The 18,032-nt window shown below is 69.8% G+C and carries 16 protein-coding genes, 1 other RNA gene and 1 pseudogene; 11 read left to right on the top strand and 7 right to left on the bottom strand.

The genetic code is table 11. The features are described from left to right. Nucleotides 1-148: 148 nt before the first annotated feature. Entirely contained in the window at nucleotides 149-886 is a 738-nt protein-coding gene (locus tag AC1RIF_RS14165) for a zinc ribbon domain-containing protein (protein WP_492602005.1), read from the top strand. Beyond that, on the top strand, nucleotides 883-1,995 hold the full coding sequence (locus AC1RIF_RS14160) for a bifunctional RNase H/acid phosphatase (RefSeq protein ID WP_492602004.1): 1,113 nt from the start codon (nucleotides 883-885) through the stop codon (nucleotides 1,993-1,995). Before AC1RIF_RS14165 ends, AC1RIF_RS14160 begins: the two co-directional genes overlap by 4 nt. On the opposite strand, the gene AC1RIF_RS14155 is transcribed toward AC1RIF_RS14160, so the two are convergent. Next, nucleotides 1,973-2,428 (bottom strand): DUF4383 domain-containing protein, encoded by a 456-nt coding sequence (locus AC1RIF_RS14155; RefSeq protein WP_492602003.1) that lies wholly within the window; start codon nucleotides 2,426-2,428, stop codon nucleotides 1,973-1,975. The genes AC1RIF_RS14160 and AC1RIF_RS14155 overlap by 23 nt on opposite strands. Nucleotides 2,429-2,488: 60 nt before the next feature. Here AC1RIF_RS14155 and AC1RIF_RS14150 point away from each other — a divergent pair, with 60 nt between their 5' ends. Together AC1RIF_RS14150 and AC1RIF_RS14145 are read left to right on the top strand one after the other, a co-directional pair. After that, nucleotides 2,489-2,632, top strand: a complete 144-nt coding sequence (locus tag AC1RIF_RS14150; protein WP_492602002.1) for a hypothetical protein — start codon at nucleotides 2,489-2,491, stop codon at nucleotides 2,630-2,632. Nucleotides 2,633-2,751: 119 nt separating this feature from the next. Then, nucleotides 2,752-4,137 carry a dicarboxylate/amino acid:cation symporter gene (locus tag AC1RIF_RS14145; RefSeq protein ID WP_492602001.1) on the top strand — a complete coding sequence of 462 codons (1,386 nt, stop codon included), beginning with the start codon at nucleotides 2,752-2,754 and terminating at the stop codon, nucleotides 4,135-4,137. A gap of 155 nt (nucleotides 4,138-4,292) precedes the next feature. Here AC1RIF_RS14145 and AC1RIF_RS14140 read toward each other — a convergent pair. Both AC1RIF_RS14140 and AC1RIF_RS14135 read right to left on the bottom strand, forming a co-directional pair. After that, nucleotides 4,293-4,825: pseudogene (locus AC1RIF_RS14140) on the bottom strand (SLC13 family permease); the annotation flags it as partial. Next, nucleotides 4,822-5,349 carry a DUF1697 domain-containing protein gene (locus tag AC1RIF_RS14135; protein WP_492602000.1) on the bottom strand — a complete coding sequence of 176 codons (528 nt, stop codon included), beginning with the start codon at nucleotides 5,347-5,349 and terminating at the stop codon, nucleotides 4,822-4,824. The pseudogene AC1RIF_RS14140 and the gene AC1RIF_RS14135, both read right to left, overlap by 4 nt. 77 nt (nucleotides 5,350-5,426) lie before the next feature. Here AC1RIF_RS14135 and rnpB point away from each other — a divergent pair. The 3 genes from rnpB to AC1RIF_RS14120 all read left to right on the top strand — a co-directional run bounded on the left by rnpB (nucleotide 5,427) and on the right by AC1RIF_RS14120 (nucleotide 7,819). After that, nucleotides 5,427-5,867, top strand: an RNA gene (rnpB, locus tag AC1RIF_RS14130) — RNase P RNA component class A. Between the two features lie 342 nt (nucleotides 5,868-6,209). Further along, nucleotides 6,210-6,395 carry a hypothetical protein gene (locus AC1RIF_RS14125; RefSeq protein ID WP_492601999.1) on the top strand — a complete coding sequence of 62 codons (186 nt, stop codon included), beginning with the start codon at nucleotides 6,210-6,212 and terminating at the stop codon, nucleotides 6,393-6,395. Between the two features lie 23 nt (nucleotides 6,396-6,418). Next, complete coding sequence (locus AC1RIF_RS14120; RefSeq protein ID WP_492602358.1) at nucleotides 6,419-7,819, top strand: RNB domain-containing ribonuclease; 1,401 nt, start codon at nucleotides 6,419-6,421, stop codon at nucleotides 7,817-7,819. Between the two features lies 1 nt (nucleotide 7,820). On the opposite strand, the gene AC1RIF_RS14115 is transcribed toward AC1RIF_RS14120, so the two are convergent. The 4 genes from AC1RIF_RS14115 to panB form a co-directional block, all read right to left on the bottom strand. Continuing rightward, nucleotides 7,821-8,720, bottom strand: a complete 900-nt coding sequence (locus tag AC1RIF_RS14115; RefSeq protein ID WP_492601998.1) for a CHAD domain-containing protein — start codon at nucleotides 8,718-8,720, stop codon at nucleotides 7,821-7,823. Between the two features lie 47 nt (nucleotides 8,721-8,767). Then, nucleotides 8,768-9,733, bottom strand: coding sequence for a prolyl aminopeptidase (pip, locus tag AC1RIF_RS14110; RefSeq protein ID WP_492602357.1), 966 nt, complete (start codon nucleotides 9,731-9,733; stop codon nucleotides 8,768-8,770). Beyond that, nucleotides 9,730-10,191 carry a hypothetical protein gene (locus AC1RIF_RS14105; RefSeq protein ID WP_492601997.1) on the bottom strand — a complete coding sequence of 154 codons (462 nt, stop codon included), beginning with the start codon at nucleotides 10,189-10,191 and terminating at the stop codon, nucleotides 9,730-9,732. Before AC1RIF_RS14105 ends, pip begins: the two co-directional genes overlap by 4 nt. A gap of 127 nt (nucleotides 10,192-10,318) precedes the next feature. Beyond that, entirely contained in the window at nucleotides 10,319-11,167 is an 849-nt protein-coding gene (gene panB, locus AC1RIF_RS14100) for a 3-methyl-2-oxobutanoate hydroxymethyltransferase (RefSeq protein ID WP_492601996.1), read from the bottom strand. Nucleotides 11,168-11,373: 206 nt separating this feature from the next. Here panB and AC1RIF_RS14095 point away from each other — a divergent pair, with 206 nt between their 5' ends. The 4 genes from AC1RIF_RS14095 to AC1RIF_RS14080 all read left to right on the top strand — a co-directional run bounded on the left by AC1RIF_RS14095 (nucleotide 11,374) and on the right by AC1RIF_RS14080 (nucleotide 17,981). Further along, entirely contained in the window at nucleotides 11,374-12,951 is a 1,578-nt protein-coding gene (locus AC1RIF_RS14095) for an alpha/beta hydrolase (RefSeq protein ID WP_492601995.1), read from the top strand. Nucleotides 12,952-13,018: 67 nt separating this feature from the next. Continuing rightward, nucleotides 13,019-14,359, top strand: a complete 1,341-nt coding sequence (locus AC1RIF_RS14090) for a glutamine synthetase family protein (protein WP_492601994.1) — start codon at nucleotides 13,019-13,021, stop codon at nucleotides 14,357-14,359. Between the two features lie 102 nt (nucleotides 14,360-14,461). Next, the gene (locus AC1RIF_RS14085) at nucleotides 14,462-17,476 is read left to right on the top strand and encodes a bifunctional [glutamine synthetase] adenylyltransferase/[glutamine synthetase]-adenylyl-L-tyrosine phosphorylase (protein ID WP_492601993.1); all 3,015 of its coding nucleotides are present in this window, start codon (nucleotides 14,462-14,464) and stop codon (nucleotides 17,474-17,476) included. 1 nt (nucleotide 17,477) lies between these two features. Beyond that, nucleotides 17,478-17,981, top strand: a complete 504-nt coding sequence (locus AC1RIF_RS14080; RefSeq protein ID WP_492601992.1) for a hypothetical protein — start codon at nucleotides 17,478-17,480, stop codon at nucleotides 17,979-17,981. The last annotated feature ends 51 nt before the right edge of the window (nucleotides 17,982-18,032 follow it).

The following is an 18,032-nucleotide window of genomic DNA, read 5'->3' as shown; positions in this document are numbered from 1 at the left end:
CCGGCGAAGCGGTGGCTGATGTGGTCGGCGCACCGCACTGTCGGGGTACGGTTGACACCTGATCTCGGCCGGTACGAGTTCGTCGACCACGGCGAACGACCACCGATCCGACCCACGAACGTCAAGAACACAGCAGGAGCTTCCACGCGTGAACGTCGATCCCTCAGTGCAGTCCAAGCTTCTCCAGCTCGCGGGTGTGGACACCGAGCTGGCCCGGCTCGCGCACCGTCGCTCGACCCTGCCCGAGCAGCAGGAAGTGGAGCGACTCGAAGCCGAGCGGCTCTCCCGTAAGGATGCGGCCGTGTCCGTCGAGATCGTCCTCGACGACCTCGACCGGGACATCAAGAAGCTCGAAGGCGAGGTCGACGCGGTCCGCCAGCGCGAGACTCGGGACCGGAAGCTGCTCGAGGGCGGCACCGTCGGCGCGAAGCAGCTGTCGGAGCTGCAGCACGAGCTCACCAGCCTGGAGCGGCGGCAGAGTGTGCTCGAGGACGAATTGCTCGAGGTCATGGAGCGTCGGGAGGCGTCGCAGGCCGATCACGACCACGCCGGCGCCCGCCTGACGCAGGTCGAGGACGAGCTGATCGACGCCGAGCGGCGCCGCGACGACGCCGTCGCGGACCTGGAGAAGACGCAGCAGCGGTGCGACACCGACCGCGCCGCCCTGGTCGGTCAGTTCCCCGAGGACCTGCTCGCGATCTACGAGAAGCAGCGCGAGCAGCGCGGTGTCGGCGCGGCCCTGCTGCAGGCCCGTCGCTGCGGCGCGTGCCGCATCGAGATCGACCGCGGCGAGATCTCCCGGATCGCCGGCACCGCCGCGGACGTCGTCGTCCGCTGCCCCGAATGCGGCGCAATCATGGTGCGCACCAAGGAGTCCGGTCTGTGACTCGCGACCGGGTCGTCGTCGAGGCCGACGGCGGATCGCGGGGTAACCCGGGCCCGGCCGGGTACGGCGCGGTGGTGTTCGACGCCGACCGGAACCGGTTGCTCGCCGAGCGCCGCGAGTTCCTCGGTGTCGCCACCAACAACGTCGCGGAGTATCGCGGTCTCGTCGCGGGCCTGACTGCGGCCCGTGACCTCGGCGCACGCGAGGTGGATGTCCGGATGGACTCCAAGCTCGTCGTCGAGCAGATGTCCGGGCGCTGGAAGATCAAGCACCCGGACATGATTCCGCTCGCCGAGCAGGCGCGGACGCTGGCGGGATCGTTCGAGCGGGTCACGTACTCGTGGATCCCGCGCGCCGAGAACTCCCACGCCGACCGGCTCGCGAACGAGGCGATGGACGGGGAGGACGCGATCACCTCCGGTGCCGTCGCCGAGGCCATCGAGGAATCCGCGCCGGAGTCGGCCGCGGCCACCGCTCCCGGCTGGACCGGAGCGGTGGGTGCCCCCACTCGGATGCTGTTGCTGCGGCACGGCCAGACCGAGCTGTCCGTCGAACGGCGGTACTCGGGCCGCGGCAATCCGGAACTCACGGCGTTCGGCCGGTCACAGGCACGGTCCGCGGCGGCACGCATCGCCGAGCGCGGCGCGATCGCCGCCGTCGTGTCGTCGCCGCTCGGACGGGCGCGCGAGACGGCCGACGCGGCCGCCCGCGCACTGGGGCTACCGGTCACGGTGCACGAGGGGCTCACCGAGACGGACTTCGGCAAGTGGGAGGGCCTGACGTTCGGCGAGGCCGCCGAACGGGACCCCGACCTGCATCGCCGGTGGCTGTCGGACACGTCGGTGTGCCCGCCCGAGGGCGAGAGCTTCGACGAGGTCCGGTCCCGGATCGAGCGGGTACGCGACGAGCTCACCGCGTCGTACGCGGGGGCGAACATCCTGGTGGTCACGCACGTGACGCCGATCAAGACGCTGCTGCAACTGGCGCTCGACGTGGGTCCGTCGTTGCTGTACCGCCTGCACCTGGATCTGGCGTCGCTGAGCATCGCGGAGTTCTATCCGGACGGTGGCTCGTCGGTGCGGCTGGTCAACGATACGTCGCATCTGTAGGTCCGTCGTCGTGTCGCGGCAGCGCGACGCCCAGGAACACCAGTACGACGCCGGCGAGCAGATGCAGCCAGTTCCCGACGGTGTCGATCGGCATGAAGTTCGACGCAGTCTCGGCGTCGATGACCAATCCGTACACCGCGAGCATCGCCGACAGGAATCCGGCGCCGATGAGAAACATCTCGGCGGAGGCCAGTGTGCGGGACATCGCCAGGCCGACGGCGCCGGCCGCGATGTGCGCGAGGTTGTGCAGGATCGACACCTCCACGATGCCGAGCAGTTGCGCGTCGGTCCCGGGGCCGGCCCAGGTGATGCCGCCGACGTCGGACGTGATACCCGGAACGAACCCGACGATGCCTATCGACAGGATGAACGCGGCGACGACCGTCGCCGCCAGTTGAGTCGTGGTCCGGGCCAAGCCCTCGGACTCGTCCATGACAATCGCTCCTCCGGCGGCCGCGATCTTCCGCGGCCGGTGTCGTCGATCGTGGCCCCATTGTCCGCCGATTCCGTCGCCGGTGGTGCCCGGTTGGAGTCGATGCCCGGTATGGGCGTACCCTTCCTCGTTGTGAACGCCCTGCTGACCTGTCGCCGCTACGTCGACAACTGTCTGCAGGCGAGCGCGGTCTGTCACGCCTGACACCCCGGTAGACATCTCCAGTCCCGGGACGACTCGTTCCACCGAGTCCTCCGTGCGTCCCCTTCGGTCGCGCGCGCGTCGTGCGCCGCCGTCTCCACATCTCCACCCGAAAGGCCCTCATGTCGGCCCCCACCCTCGACGCGCCCCGGCGCTCCCTGCCCAAGTGGGCAACCTCCTTCGGCCCGCAGATCGTCGCCGGTCTGATCCTCGGTGTCGTCATCGGGCTGATCGCCCGGTCCATGCCCGACGCCGCCGACGGCAACGAGAACTGGCTCGTCGGCACCGTCAAGACCATCGGTTCCAGCTACGTCGCCCTCCTCACCGTGGCGGTGATCCCGCTGATCTTCACCGCGATCGTCAGCTCCATCGCGAATCTGCGGAACGTCGCGAACGCCGCGCGGCTCGCGGTGCAGACGCTGCTGTGGTTCGCGATCACCGCGTTCGTCGCGGTTCTCGTCGGAATCGTCGTCGGCCTGGTCATGCAGCCCGGTGCGAACACCACGGTGGACGCGACGACGGCCTCCGAGCCCAAGAGTTCCGGATCGTGGTGGGCATTCCTCACCGGTCTGGTGCCGCAGAACTTCCTCGGCCTCGGTGCCCGGACCACCGTCACCGGTGACGCCGCCTCCGGCTTCTCGGCGACCACGTCGCTCAGCTTCAACGTGCTGCAGTTGCTCGTCGTCGCGATCGCGATCGGCATCGCCGCCCTCAAGGTGGGCGAGAAGGCCGAGCCGTTCCTGAACTTCAATGCCGCGCTGCTCGCGATCGTGCAGAAGGTGCTGTGGTGGATCATCCGCCTCGCACCGATCGGCACCGCGGCACTGATCGCCAAGGCCGTCGCCACCTACGGCTGGGATGCGATCGGTCAGCTCGGAGTGTTCACCGTCGCCGTGTACATCGGCCTGGCGATCGTGTTCTTCGTCGTGTACCCGATCATCATCCGCATGCACGGGCTGTCGGTGAAGAACTTCTACTCCGGTGTGTGGCCCGCCACCCAGCTCGGGTTCGTCTCCCGCTCGTCGATCGGCACCCTGCCGCTCACCGAGCGGGTCACCGAGCGCAATCTGGGCGTGCCGCGCGAGTACGCGTCGTTCGCGGTGCCGCTGGGTGCGACCACCAAGATGGACGGCTGCGCCGCGGTGTACCCGGCGATCGCGGCGATCTTCGTCGCCCAGTTCTACGGGATCGAGCTGAGCGTCACCGACTACGTGCTCATCGTCGTCGTCTCCGTGATCGGTTCCGCCGCCACCGCCGGCACCACCGGCGCCACGGTGATGCTCACGCTGACGCTGTCGACACTGGGTCTGCCGCTGGCCGGTGTGGGCCTGCTGCTCGCGGTCGAGCCGATCGTCGACATGGGCCGCACCGCGCTCAACGTCACGGGCCAGGCGTTGGTCCCGACGATCGTGTCCAAGCGCGAGAAGATCCTGAACGAGGAGCTGTACAACGCGCCCCGCCAGGGCGATCCGTTCGCGGACGAGTCCCTCGAACCGACCCGGAGCTGACAGTCACGGCGCCTACAGCACCGCCCACAGTGCTGTGACCGCGCCGAGGATCGTCAGTGGGGTGGTGACCAGCCCGAGCTGGGTGAACAGGCCGAGCTCGGGCCGGTAGCCGTTTCCGGTGCAAACGCGGCGCCACAGCATCGTCGCGAGTGACCCGACATATGGACGAACGTGAGGCCGGTGGCCGCGAAGGCGATGAGGTTCGTCAGATCCGACACCGGCAGCAGCGTCGACGCAGAGTTGGCGAGGTGCGCGGTCGCATACGCGTGCGGCCGGACCGGCATCCGCAAGGCCCCGGCCGCCCGGATCACCACCGGGGTCAGCAGCACCACCGTCGCGTCCAGGGCTCAGCACCGCGGTGGTGACGGCCGCCGTCGCGAACACGAGTGCCAGCAGTCGCCGCGGACCCCTACGTCCGCCGTGGGTGAGAACGGCGGAGAGCCCCGAGAACACACCCAGCGCGTCGGCCAGGTGAGCGAGGACCAGGATCACGGCGAGGAAGCCGACGGTCGGTGCCAGCGTAACGATCTCGCTCCACGCCTGCTGTGGCGTGACCACCCCGAGGACGATCGCCAGCAGGGCAGCAGGTGTCGCGACGACGATCTCCGGCAGACCGTGCGGCCGCACGATCGCGGAAGATCAGCACGGCGGCCACGAGCGTCGCCGCTGCGAGCGTCGCCGCGGTCACTTCAGCAGTTTCACCAGGGTTCGCAGGTTGCGAGTGGTGGTGACCGCCTTCAGTTTCGGCTTGTCGGTGTTCTTGCCGAAGCTGCTCTTCAGCGTCATCCCGCGCTCGACTTCCCAGTACAGGACGCCGTCGCCGCCGCGGATCTGCTCGACCGCCGGATCGAGGTCGGTGTGTGCCGCGAGAAGACCCGCGAGCACCGTCGGCTCCGCCGTGAACATCACGTACGGATGCCACCCGTCGTGCTCGGGGTCGAACGGGTAGGACGCAACGATTCGGGCCAAGGTTTCGGTGCTCAGCACGAACACCCACGCCTCGTAGCCGAATGCGGCGCGCAACGCAGCCTCGATATCCGACTCGAGCGCCGGGATGTCGGTCGAGTCGCTGGAGAACAGCACGTTCCCGGACGCCAGCACGGTCTTGACGTCGTCGAAGCCCAACTCGGTGAACACCCGGCTCAGATCCGCCATCTTGATGTTGATACCGCCGACATTGATGCCTCGCAGCAGCGACACGTATCGGGTCATGTCCGGGACCCTAACGCGGCATTCCGACACCGCCGGTTCGGACCCGGCCCGGCGACCCAGTAGTCTTACCGTGCGGACGAGTTGGCCGGGCGGCCGCGGCGACGGGAACCGACATCCTCGAGGTGTCAGGCCCGGTGCCGAGGAAAGTCCGGACTCCACAGAGCAGGGCGGTTGCTAACGGCAACCCGAGGTGACTCGCGGGACAGTGCCACAGAAAACAGACCGCCGATGCAGCTGTGTCCTCGTGACACAGCGATCGGTGAGGGTGAAAAGGTGCGGTAAGAGCGCACCAGCGCCTCAGGTGACTGGGGTGGCTAGGTAAACCCCGCCCGGAGCAAGGTTGAAGGCCGCACCGGTGTCCTCCGGGATATGGTGCGGCTGCGCAGGTGTTCGAGGGCTGCTCGCCCGAGCCTGCGGGTGAACCGCTCGAGGTACCCGGCAACGGTGTGCCCAGATGGATGGTCGCCACCCGGCGCTCGCGTCGGGGACAGGATCCGGCTTACACGCCAACTCGTCCGCCCGAATCACACAACGAGAAAGGCCCCCGGCGATGCCGGGGGCCTTTCTCGTGGTCTGCGGGTACTACGCCTCGATGCCGCTGAGCGGGTTGATCATCAGCAGCTTGGCCCAGTATTCGGCGCCCGTCTTACCGAGGACGGGGAGGAGCGTATCGAAGAGGATGTAGGACATGCGGGGCTCCGATCTTTGACGCAGCGCGTCGATGGTTCGGTGACGCGGTGCGTCGACGAGAATGCGCGGTACGCGCAGAGATTAGCAGTCTGAGCGTCGATGTCACAGACCTACGCCCCATCGCTCGTGTTGTGATGGTGACGACGCCGCGTCCGGGGCACACTGAGGACATGAGTGACGACGACCAGCAGTGGTATTTCAGCCCGTCCGACGGCTCGGTGAGTCAGGGCAAGGCGAGCAACGTCTTCGACCGGATGGGGCCGTATCCCGACCGCGAGAGCGCCGAACGCGCGTTGCAGATCGCCGCCGAACGCAACAAGGCGGCCGACGACTCCGACGCCGAGTGGAACGACTGAACGGAAGCCCGCGGCCGGTCGGGATGGCCCGGGTCATCGCGCACGGCGTCGACTTCGACGCGGTGCGAGCCGAATTCGCGCTCCGGGACGGATTCTCGGCGGCCGTGCTGGCGGAGGCGGCCGCCGCCGTGGACACGCGTGCCGGCGACCGGGAGGACCGGACCGACCTCGCGTTCGTGACGATCGACCCACCGGGGTCGATGGATCTCGACCAGGCACTGCACCTCGAGCGCAGCGGCGACGGCTTCGTGCTGCACTACGCGATTGCCGACGTGGCCGCGGTGGTGCGTCCGGCCGGCGCACTGGACCGCGAGACGCGTGATCGCGGCCAGACCTTCTATCTCCCCGACGGTTCGGTGCCGCTGCATCCGCGGACACTTTCGGAGGACGCGGCGAGTCTGCTGCCCGACGTCGTGCGTCCCGCGGTGTTGTGGCGGATCGAGCTGGACGAGCACGCCGAACCGGTCCGGGTGGCGGTCACGCGGGCGTCGGTGCGGTCGGTCGCCCGCTTCGACTACGCCACGGTGCAGGCGCATTCCGAGGAGGGGACACTGCATCCGTCGATCGCCGCCCTGCCCGCGTTCGGCAGGCTGCGGGCGGTCGCCGCGACGGCGCGCGGCGCGATCGAACTGCGACTGCCCGAGCAGCGAGTGGTGCGTCACGGCAACGGCTGGCGGGTCGAGATCGAGCCACGCACCGAGGCCGACGACTGGAACGCCGAGGTGTCGTTGCTGACCGGGATGTGCGCCGCGCGACTGATGCTCGACGCCGGTGTCGGGTTGCTGCGGACGATGCCGCCGCCCGCGACGCGCGCGGTGGAGTCGCTGCGGCGCACCGCAAGTGCGCTCGGCGTCGCCTGGGCCGACGGTGCCCGGGTGGGCGAGGTGCTCGCCGGGCTCGACCCGAACGCCGCGGCGTCGCTGGTGATGATGACCGAGGCGACCTCGCTGATGCGCGGCGCCGACTACATGGCGTTCGACGGCGAACTTCCCGACGTGGTGGCGCATTCCGGGATCGGTGGACCCTACGCGCACGTCACCGCGCCGCTGCGCCGTCTGTCGGACCGGTTCACCACCGAGGTGTGCCTGGCGGTCTCGGCGGGGGAGCCGGTGCCGGAGTGGGTTCGGGAGGCGTTGCCGACGCTGCCCGCGCTGATGCGGGCGTCGGACACCCGCGCGGGCAAGGTCGACCGGGCGTGCGTGGACCTCACCGAGGCGACGCTGTTGGCGGGCCGGGTCGGTGAGGTGTTCGACGCGACCGTGCTGCGCGCCGCGGGGGACAAGCGGGGAGCGGAGGTGTTCGTGCCCGCGGTGTCGGTCATCGCGAAGTGCGCGGGCGACACCGCCGAGGGCGACGAGGTGAAGGTGCGACTGGTGGCCGCCGACGTCGCGGGGCGGTCGGTGCAGTTCGCCTTTCCCGCCTAGATCACGTCCCGAACTCGAGCCTGCGGTGGGCCTTCTCGATCGCCTTGACGAGCCGGGGTAGCTCGCTCGTGGTTCGGGCCGCGCGGGATTCCTCTCCGGCGTACAGGAGTCCGTAGGTGAAGGTGTCCTCGTCGTCGATGCGCGCCTGCGCGACGGCATCGATGATCCAGCCGCGCGCGAGGACGCCGTCCTGATGGTCCCCGAGCATCGACTGCAGGGCCTTGGCCGCCGATCCGAGGTCCGCGGCGGACGGCTCGGCTGTCGCGACCGCCTCCGCGGCATAGCGCAGCTTCTTGGCGCGCTTGCGGACCCGGTGCAGGGCGGGCCCGAGATCCGTGCCGTCCTCGCGCTGCAGCGCCCGAACGTTCTTCGCCGCCTTCCGCAGCTGCCGGTACGCCTTGTCGAGGCCGTCGCGCAGCGTCGGATCCGTCGGCGCCGGTGCGCCTCCGGTGGTGACCTCGTCGAGCAGAGCGCACAGCGCCGCGTAGCGGGGACGGGTGAACTCCTCGACGGCGTCGGCGTGGGCCGCGCGGTACAGGTCCTCCTGGGTCCCGACCAGTCGCTGGTGGACCGAGCCGACCACCAGATCGGCGGGCTCGGCGTCGATCAGTTCGCAGAACCGGGCCGCGAGCACCTCCGCGTCGCGGGCCTTCCCGAGAACCGATCCGAGCCACCGTAGTTCGGATCGGGCGTCGGCGGTCGCGTCCGGGGGAAAGGCGTCACGATAGGTGCCCAGCAGGCTGCGCAGCCGGCGCGCGGACACCCGCATCTGGTGCACGGAGTCGTCCGCATCCTCCCGGACGTCGGCGGCGAGTGACACCAACCGCTCGTAGTGGCCCCGTGCCGCGGGGACGATCACGTCGGTGACGGTACTGCCGGAGCCGTGCTTCCGTGCTGCCACGATTCAGGTCTACCAGTGCACGCAGGTTCAGTCGAGGACCGAAACCGTCAGCCGCGGAAGCGGTCCGTCGCCTGCACCAGGTGATGTGTGATCCCGGGCTCGGCGGCCGCGTGTCCGGCGTCGTCGACGATGTGCAGTTCCGATGCCGGCCACGCCCGGTGCAGTTCCCACGCGCTGGTCGCGGGGCACACCACGTCGTAGCGGCCCTGCACGATCACCCCGGGTATCGAAGCGATGCTGCCGGCGTCGCGGAGCAGCTGCGACTCGTCGATGAAGCCTGCATTGCGGAAGTAGTGGTTCTCGATCCGCGCGAACGCCAGCGCGAACCGCGGCTCGGACGTCTCGGCGACCCGTTCCGGCTTGGGCAGCAACGAGCTGGTCGCGCCCTCCCAGCTCGACCATGCGATCGCCGCACGCAGCGCGGTGTCCGGGTCGTCGGAGTGCAGCAGCCGGTGGTAGGCCTCCACCAGGTCGTCGCCGCGCTCGGCGACCGGCACCGGCGCGAGGAATTCCTCCCACCGCTCCGGGAACATGTGCCCGGCGCCGCCGTTGTAGTACCAGTCGATCTCGCTGCGGCGCAGCAGGAAGATGCCGCGCAGCACCAGCTCGGTGACGCGCCGCGGGAACCGCTGGGCATACGTGAGTGCCAGCGTCGAACCCCAGGACCCGCCGAACACCTGCCACCGCTCGACGCCGAGATGCTCACGCAACGACTCGATGTCGGCGACGAGGCGGCCGGTGGTGTTCGCCGACAGGTCCGCCCCGTCGGCGACGTGCGGGGTGGAGCGGCCGCAGCCCCGCTGATCGAACAGCACGATCCGATAGGCGTCGGGGTCGAAGAACCGCCGGTGGGCCGGGTCGGTGCCGCCACCGGGCCCGCCGTGCAGGAACACCACCGGCTTGCCGTGCGGGTTCCCGCTCACCTCCCAGTACACGAGCTGGCCGTCACCGACGGAGAGAAAACCGGTCTCGTGCGGGACGATCTCGGGGTACAGGGTGCGCACGTCGATCAGAACCCGATCAGCCCGGCCGCGAGCGAGGGCAGCTCGAGCGCGTACAGCGCCCCGTCCCGCACCTGCGGGCACTGCGCGGTGGTGATCGCGTCGATCCGATCGCGATCACCCGCGAGCTCGATCAGGTTCATCCCGTTGGAGGTGGCCCACGTCACGACGACGGTGTTGAGGCCGCCCTTCCCGATGGTCGGGGTGTACGTGCGCCAGCTCTGCAGCTGCGCGTCGATGTCCGAGCACAGCTGTGCGGCCTGCTCGGCCGTCACGCCTGCGACGGCACCGCCGCTCGCGTCCGAATTCCCGGAGGTCGTCGGTGGCGTCTTCGACGCCGACGTCGACTCCGCGGTATGGGCACTCTGCCCAGGCGTCGGGGACTCGGTGCTGCTGCACCCGCCGATCAGCGCGGCCACGGCAACGGTCGCGGCGACGGTGGCGACGAGACGTCCTCGGCGTTGGAGCATGGTGCACCTGAGCTTTCTGTCGGGGCCGGCTCGCGGGGAGCCCGGAATGTCGAGTGTGCCAAACATCGGGGGCCCCGGCCGATTTCTCGACCGGGGCCCCCGATGTCGGAGCCGGAACGCGGTGGCGTCAGAAGCTGTGCTCGGGACCGGGGAACGTCCCGGCACCGACTTCGGCGGCGTACGCCGTGGCTGCGTCACGCAGGGCGCCGCCGACCTCGCCGAAGCGCTTGACGAACTTGGCGGTCTTGCCGCTGGTGAAGCCCGCCATGTCCTGCCACACCAGGACCTGCGCGTCGCACTCGTGACCCGCACCGATGCCGACGGTCGGGATCGTGAGCTTGCGGGTGACCTGACCGGCGAGCTCGGCGGGCACCATTTCCATGACGACGGAGAACGCGCCGGCCTCCTGCACCGCGATGGCGTCCGCGACGAGCTGCTCGGCGCCGTCCCCACGGCCCTGCACGCGGAAGCCGCCGAGGCTGTTGACCGACTGGGGGGTGAAGCCGATGTGCGCCTGGACCGGGATCCCGGCCGCGGTGAGCGCCGCGATCTGCGGGGCAACGCGCTCGCCGCCCTCGAGCTTGACGGCGTGCGCCTGGCCTTCCTTCATGAACCGGAAGGCGGTCTCGAGTGCCTGCTGCGGTGACGCCTCGTACGTGCCGAACGGGAGATCGGCGATGACGAGGGCGTGCGGTGCGCCGCGGACGACACCGCGCACGAGCGGAAGCATCTCGTCGATCGTGACTGGAACGGTGGTGTCGTAGCCGTAGACGACGTTGGCGGCCGAGTCGCCGACGAGCAGGACGGGAATTCCGGCCTCCTCGAAGAGGCGGGCACTGGAGTAGTCGTAGGCGGTCAGTTCGGCCCAGCGGGTGCCCTCGGCCTTCATCGCCTGCAGGTGATGGATCCGGGTCTTGCGCTTGGGGGTGTCGGAGGATGTCGAGCTGGTTGAGCCGTACGGAGCGGTCTCGGACATCGTTGTCCCTTTCTCGCCTCGAGGCCCGCCTGTGCGGGTCCCCGGGTTGGGTGATGACGCCTTCAGTCTGCCACCGCGACCGGGGCCCACGAAGTGCGGTTCCAGTGCAGTTCGTCACATCGGAGTGTGTGCCGTGGGCGTGCGCACAGGGCGCCTCGGATGCGGTGTGTCCTGGGCGTTCGACCGGGCGTGGCACGATCGGAGGTATGCGGACCGGACGCCGAACCCTGCTCGTCGCCACGATCGCGGCGGTGACCGTCTCGGCCGTCGGCTGCACGACGGAACCGTCGAGCGGCACCGTCTCCGGCACCCCGGTCGCAGCCGAGGCGGGTCAGGCGGGCGCGGGGGCCGTTCCTCCGGGCCTCGAATCGTTCTACACCCAGCAGATTGCCTGGGGCTCGTGCGACGGTTTCGCGACCGACGGCGGCGAACTGAGCCCGACACTCGAGTGCGCGAGGGTCACCGTGCCCCTCGACTACGGCAATCCGGGCGGCGACACCGCCCAGATCGCGATCTCGCGGTCGGGCGCGACCGGTGCGCGGCTGGGGTCGCTGCTGGTCAATCCGGGAGGTCCCGGGGCATCGGGGCTGAGCACGGCGTCCGTCGCCGACGGCACCGAGGTGGCCGAACGCTTCGACGTCATCGGGTTCGATCCGCGGGGCGTCGGAGCGTCCACCCCGCAGGTGCGGTGTCAGACCCCGCAGGAGACCGACGCCGAGCGCCGGGAGCCGAACGTCGACATGAGTCCGGCGGGTATCGCGCGGGCCGAGGACGAGAACCGCCTCTACGCGGCGCGGTGTGCGGAACGGTCCGGGATTCCGCTGCTCGCGCACGTGGGAACCCGCGAGGTGGTCCGCGACATGGACGTCATCCGCTCGGTGCTCGGCGACCCCCAGTTGAACTACCTCGGTTTCTCGTACGGCACCCGCATCGGCACGGCGTACGCGGAGACTTTCCCCGGCAACGTGCGCGCGATGGTGCTCGACGGTGCGCTCGATCCGGAGCAGGATCCGGTCGAGGAAGTGGTGTTGCAGGGCGCCGGCTTCCAGCAGGCGTTCGACGGGTTCGCCGCCGACTGCGCACGATCGGCGGAATGCCCGTTGGGGGCCGACCCCAGCCTGGCCGACGCCCGGTTCCGGGCGTTGGTCGACCCGCTGGTGGATCGCCCGGCGGCGACCACCGACCCGCGCGGCCTGAGCTACGACGACGCGATCACCGGCGTGCAGCAGGCTCTGTACTCGCCGAGCCTGTGGCGGCCGTTGCGTGCCGGGCTGACGGAACTCGCCGCGGGGCGCGGGGACGAGCTGCTGCTGCTCGCCGACATGTACGAGGGCCGTCTGGACGACGGCAGCTACTCGAACCTCGAGGACGCGTTCAACGCGGTCCGCTGCGTCGACGATCCGCCGGTCACCGATCGGGCGATCGAGGGCGAGGCCGACATGCGGTACCGGCAGGCTGCGCCGTTCCTCGACGACGGTCGCGGTACCGGCAACGCCCCGCTCGACGTGTGCGCGTTCTGGCCGGTGCCGAACACGGGTGCGCCGCACACGATCGACCCGGCGGCACTCGCGGGCCTGCCGACGGTGGTCGTGGTCTCGACCACCGAGGACCCGGCGACGCCCTACCAGGCGGGCGTGAATCTGGCCAAGCAGCTCGACGGTGCGCTGATCACGTACCGCGGGACCCAGCACACCGCGGTGTTCGACGGCGTCGGCTGCGTCGACGACCCGGTCTCGGCGTACTTCGTCGACCTCACCGTTCCCGACCCGGACCTGACGTGTTGAGCCGGCCGGACGAGACCGATTTCACGATGTAACACAGATTTAACGCGGTTTGCTTAGTCTCGCGGACATGGATCGCCAAAAGGAGTTCGTGCTTCGCACCCTCGAAGAGCGCGATATTCGGTTCGTGCGGTTGTGGTTCACCGACGTGCTCGGGTACCTCAAATCGGTGGCGATCGCGCCCGCGGAACTGGAGGGTGCCTTCGAGGAGGGCATCGGATTCGACGGCTCGGCGATCGAGGGCTTCTCCCGCGTCTCGGAGGCCGACACCGTCGCCAAGCCGGACGCGTCGACGTTCCAGATCCTGCCGTGGGCGCACAAGGACGGCGCGCAGCACTCCGCGCGCATGTTCTGCGACATCGCGATGCCCGACGGCACGCCGTCGTGGGCCGACCCGCGGCACGTGCTGCGCCGTCAGCTGAGCAAGGCCAGCGACCTCGGATTCTCGTGCTACGTGCACCCCGAGATCGAGTTCTTCCTGCTCGAGAACGGGCCGATCGACGGCACCCCGCCGGTGCCCGCCGACAGCGGCGGCTACTTCGACCAGGCCGTGCACGACCGCGCGCCGAACTTCCGGCGCCACGCGATCGACGCGCTCGAGTCGATGGGCATTTCGGTGGAGTTCAGCCACCACGAGGCCGCGCCCGGCCAGCAGGAGATCGACCTGCGCTACGCGGACGCGCTGTCGATGGCCGACAACGTGATGACGTTCCGGTACGTCGTCAAGGAGGTCGCGATCGACGAGGGCGTGCGGGCGTCGTTCATGCCGAAGCCGTTCAGCGATCAGGCCGGCTCGGCGATGCACACGCACATGAGCCTGTTCGAGGGCGACACCAACGCGTTCCACAACCCGGACGATCCGATGCAGTTGTCGGCGACCGGCAAGGCGTTCATCGCCGGCATCCTCGAGCACGCCAACGAGATCAGTGCCGTCACCAACCAGTGGGTCAACTCCTACAAGCGTCTGGTGCACGGCGGCGAGGCGCCCACCGCGGCCACGTGGGGGCCGTCGAACCGTTCGGCGCTGATCCGGGTTCCGATGTACACGCCCAACAAGGCGTCCTCGCGTCGCGTCGAGATCCGTAGCCCCGATTCGGCGTGCAACCCCTACCTGGCGTTCGCGGTGCTGCTCGCGGCCGGTCTGCGCGGCATCGAGAAGGGGTACGAGCTGCCCGCCGAGGCCGAGGACGACGTGTGGTCGCTGACCAACGCCGAGCGTCGGGCCATGGGCTACAAGTCGCTGCCCGGCAGCCTCCAGGAGGCGCTGATCGAGATGGAGAAGTCCGAGCTGGTGGCGGAGGCTCTGGGTGAGCACGTCTTCGACTTCTTCCTCCGCAACAAGCGCCGCGAGTGGGAGGACTACCGCAGCCAGGTGACGCCGTTCGAACTGAAGACGTACCTGGGCCTTTAGAACGGCCCACCCGAACCGTCCGATCCCCGAAGAGGTGACACGCGTGCCCTGTCCGGTCAGTCCACGTTCCGATCGTGACGACATCTGGGTGGGGGTGATCCGGTGAAGCCTCCGTACGCCCGCTCGGCGGTGCCCGGCGCGGGTCGGCTGGGCCTGGTCGAGCCGACCGCCCCGGACGAGCTGAAGGCGCTGGGCTGGTCCACCATCGACGGCGTGGAACTGCTGTGGTCGCTGTCGCGGGCCGCGAACGCGGACCTGGCACTGCGGACGCTGGTACGGCTGCAGGAGAGCCTGGGCGACGGGTGGACCGAGCTCGACGCTGCGTTGCACACCGACAAGGGTCTGCGTGGCAGGCTGCTGGGGCTGATCGGCGCCTCCAGCGCGTTCGGCGATCACCTCGTCGCCCACCCGACGTCGTGGAAGCTGCTCGCCGGTGACGTGACGCTGCCGTCGAAGGACGAGCTGACCCGGCGCCTGCTGGCGAGTGTCGGCGCGGTGCCCGAGACCGGCCCCAACGCGTCGTCGATGTTCTATCGTGCTGCCATTACCGGGCCCGAAGCGGTTGCGGCCCTGCGGGATTGCTACCGCAATCAGATGATGGTCCTGGCCGCGGCGGACCTCGCCGCGACGGTGGAGAACGAGCCGGTGGTCCCATACCAGACCGTGGGGCACCAGCTCTCGGACATGGCGGACGCGGCACTGACGGCGGCACTGTCGGTGGCCGTGGCCGCGGTGTGCCCGGACGAGCCGTGTCCGGTCCGGATCGCAGTGATCGCGATGGGCAAGTGCGGTGCGCGCGAACTGAACTACGTCAGCGACGTCGATGTCGTGTTCGTGGCCGAGCCGTCCAACGCAGTGTCGAGCCGTATCGCCGGCGAGATGATGCGCATCGGATCGTCGGCCTTCTTCGAGGTGGACGCGGCGCTGCGTCCGGAGGGCAAGCGCGGTGAGCTGGTCCGAACCCTCGACTCGCACGTCGCCTACTACAAGCGGTGGGCCAAGACATGGGAGTTCCAGGCACTGCTCAAGGCCCGGCCCATGACCGGCGACCTCGCGCTGGGCAGGCAGTACACCGACGCGCTGGGCCCCATGGTGTGGACGGCGGCCGAGCGTGAGGACTTCGTGCCCGAGGTGCAGGCGATGCGTCGCCGGGTGGAGGACTCGGTGCCTCCGGAACTGCGCGAGCGGGAGCTCAAGCTGGGTCGCGGCAGCCTCCGCGACGTCGAGTTCGCCGTCCAGCTCCTGCAATTGGTGCACGGCCGCGCCGACACGTCGCTGCGGGTCAAGAGCACCGTCGATGCCCTGACCGCGCTCGCGGCCGGCGGCTACGTCGGGCGCGACGACGCCGCGAACCTGACCGCGTCGTACGAGTTCCTGCGCCTGCTCGAGCACCGGCTGCAGTTGCAGAAGCTCAAGCGCACGCACACGCTGCCGCCGCCGGAGGACGAGGAGGCGCTGCGCTGGCTCGCCCGCGCCGCACACATGCGACCGGACGGCCGCAACGACGCGCTCGGTGTGCTGGGCGCCGAGATCAAGCGCAACTCGCACCGGGTGCGGCGGCTGCACGCCAAGCTGTTCTACCGGCCGCTGCTCGAGTCGGTCGCCCGGATCGACAAGGAGGCGCTGCGGCTGAGCCCCGATGCCGCGGTCCGCCAGTTGGCGGCCCTCGGTTACTCGGCGCCGGAGAACGCGCTCGGTCACCTGACCGCACTCACCGGCGGTGCCTCCCGTAAGGGGCGCATCCAGGCGCTGCTGTTGCCGACTTTGCTCGAATGGCTCAGTGACACGCCGGATCCCGATGCGGGCCTGTTGGCCTACCGGCGCCTGTCGGACGCGCTCGTGGACGCGACGTGGTTCCTGCGTCTGCTGCGCGACGAGGCGTCGGTGGCGCAGCGACTGATGACGGTGCTCGGCTCGTCCGCCTACATCCCGGACCTGCTGATCAAGGCGCCCGACGTGATCCGGCTGTTCGCGGACGGTCCCTCCGGTCCGCGTCTGCTCGACCCCCGCCCCGAGGACGTCGCGCGGGGCATCCTGTCGTCGTCCTCGCGGTACGTCGACCCCGCCCGTGCGGTCGGGGCGGCGCGATCGCTGCGCCGCTACGAACTGGCGCGGATCGCGAGCGCCGACATCCTCGGCATGCTCGACGTCCCGCAGGTGTGCCGGGCGCTGTCGTCGGTGTGGGCGGCCGTGCTCAATGCGTCGCTCGCGGCCGTCATCCGGTCGAGCGAGGCCGAGACCGGCGCGCCCGCACCCGCGACCTTTGCCGTGATCGGCATGGGCCGGCTCGGCGGCGGCGAACTGGGCTACGGCTCGGACGCCGACGTGCTGTTCGTGTGCGAGCCCCGCGAGGGCGTCGACGAGACCCGGGCGGTCAAGTGGGCCAACATCGTCGGTGACCGCGTCCGGACCCTGCTCGGCGCGGCCAGTACCGATCCGCCGCTCGAGGTGGACATCGGTCTGCGGCCCGAGGGGCGGAGCGGCCCACTGGTGCGGACTCTGACGTCGTACGAGGCGTACTACGCGCAGTGGGCCCAGGCGTGGGAGGTCCAGGCGCTGCTGCGGGCTCATGCCGTCGCGGGCGACGCCGATCTGGGCCTGCGGTTCCTGCACATGATCGACAAGACTCGCTACCCGGAGGGCGGCGTCTCCGAGCAGGCGGTGCGCGAGATCCGTCGCATCAAGGCGCGTGTCGACTCCGAACGCCTCCCGCGCGGGGCGGATCCGGCCACCCACACCAAGCTCGGCCGCGGGGGCCTCGCCGACATCGAATGGACGGTGCAGCTGATCCAGTTGCGGCACGCCCACGAGATCCAGTCGCTGCACAACACCTCGACACTCGAGACGCTCGACGCGATCGGCGCGGCGGAACTGTTGAGCGAGACCGATATCGAGTTGCTGCGCGACGCGTGGCTCACCGCGACCAAGGCGCGCAACGCGCTGGTGCTGGTGCGCGGCAAGCCGACCGATCAACTGCCCGGACCGGGCAAGGTCCTCGCGGCCGTCGCGCAGGTGGCCGGCTGGCCGGGCGGCGACGCCAACGAGTTCCTCGACAACTACCTGCGCGTCACCCGGCGCGCCAAGGCCGTGGTGCAGCGCGTGTTCGGAGGGGAGTGACGTGAGCTCGGAGGTATCGGTCGTCGAGGGCGGCCGCCCCATCGTCTACACGTTCGACGACCTGATGAAGTATCACGGCCCGAACGCGCCGGGCGGAGTCGCGCACGCGTTCAAGGTGCGGTGTCGTGCGCTGCCGCTGCTGGCCGGCGGGGTGCCGATCGAGCGTCGCGAGGTGGAGATCGCCACGGCGCACGGGGGACCGGGTGTGCGGGACACGTTCGAGATGGTGACGCGCGCGGTCACCGGCGGCCGGTACGTCGTGGACCCCGATCTTGCCCGGCCGGAGCGGGGAAACACCCTGGCCGACTACGTCTTCCGGCTCACCTATCGCGGAAACTCGGTGCCGGTTCAGGTGCGTGAGGGCTTCGTCGTCGACGAGTTCATCGAACTCGTGAACAAGAGCGGTCGCACCGACGCCGACGAGGCGCGGCTGGTCGTGCTCGAGCAGGAGATGACGGACCGTCTGCCGGCGGTGCCGGCGACCGAGGTGTACGACGTCGACTGACGGCACCCTCCGTGTGACACCCCTGTCACTCCCCGCGTGACAGCTGAAGGG

This window comes from Prescottella sp. GW823-FHT02E09 (assembly GCF_058797375.1).
This window is presented reverse-complemented; position numbering and strand designations above follow the sequence as displayed.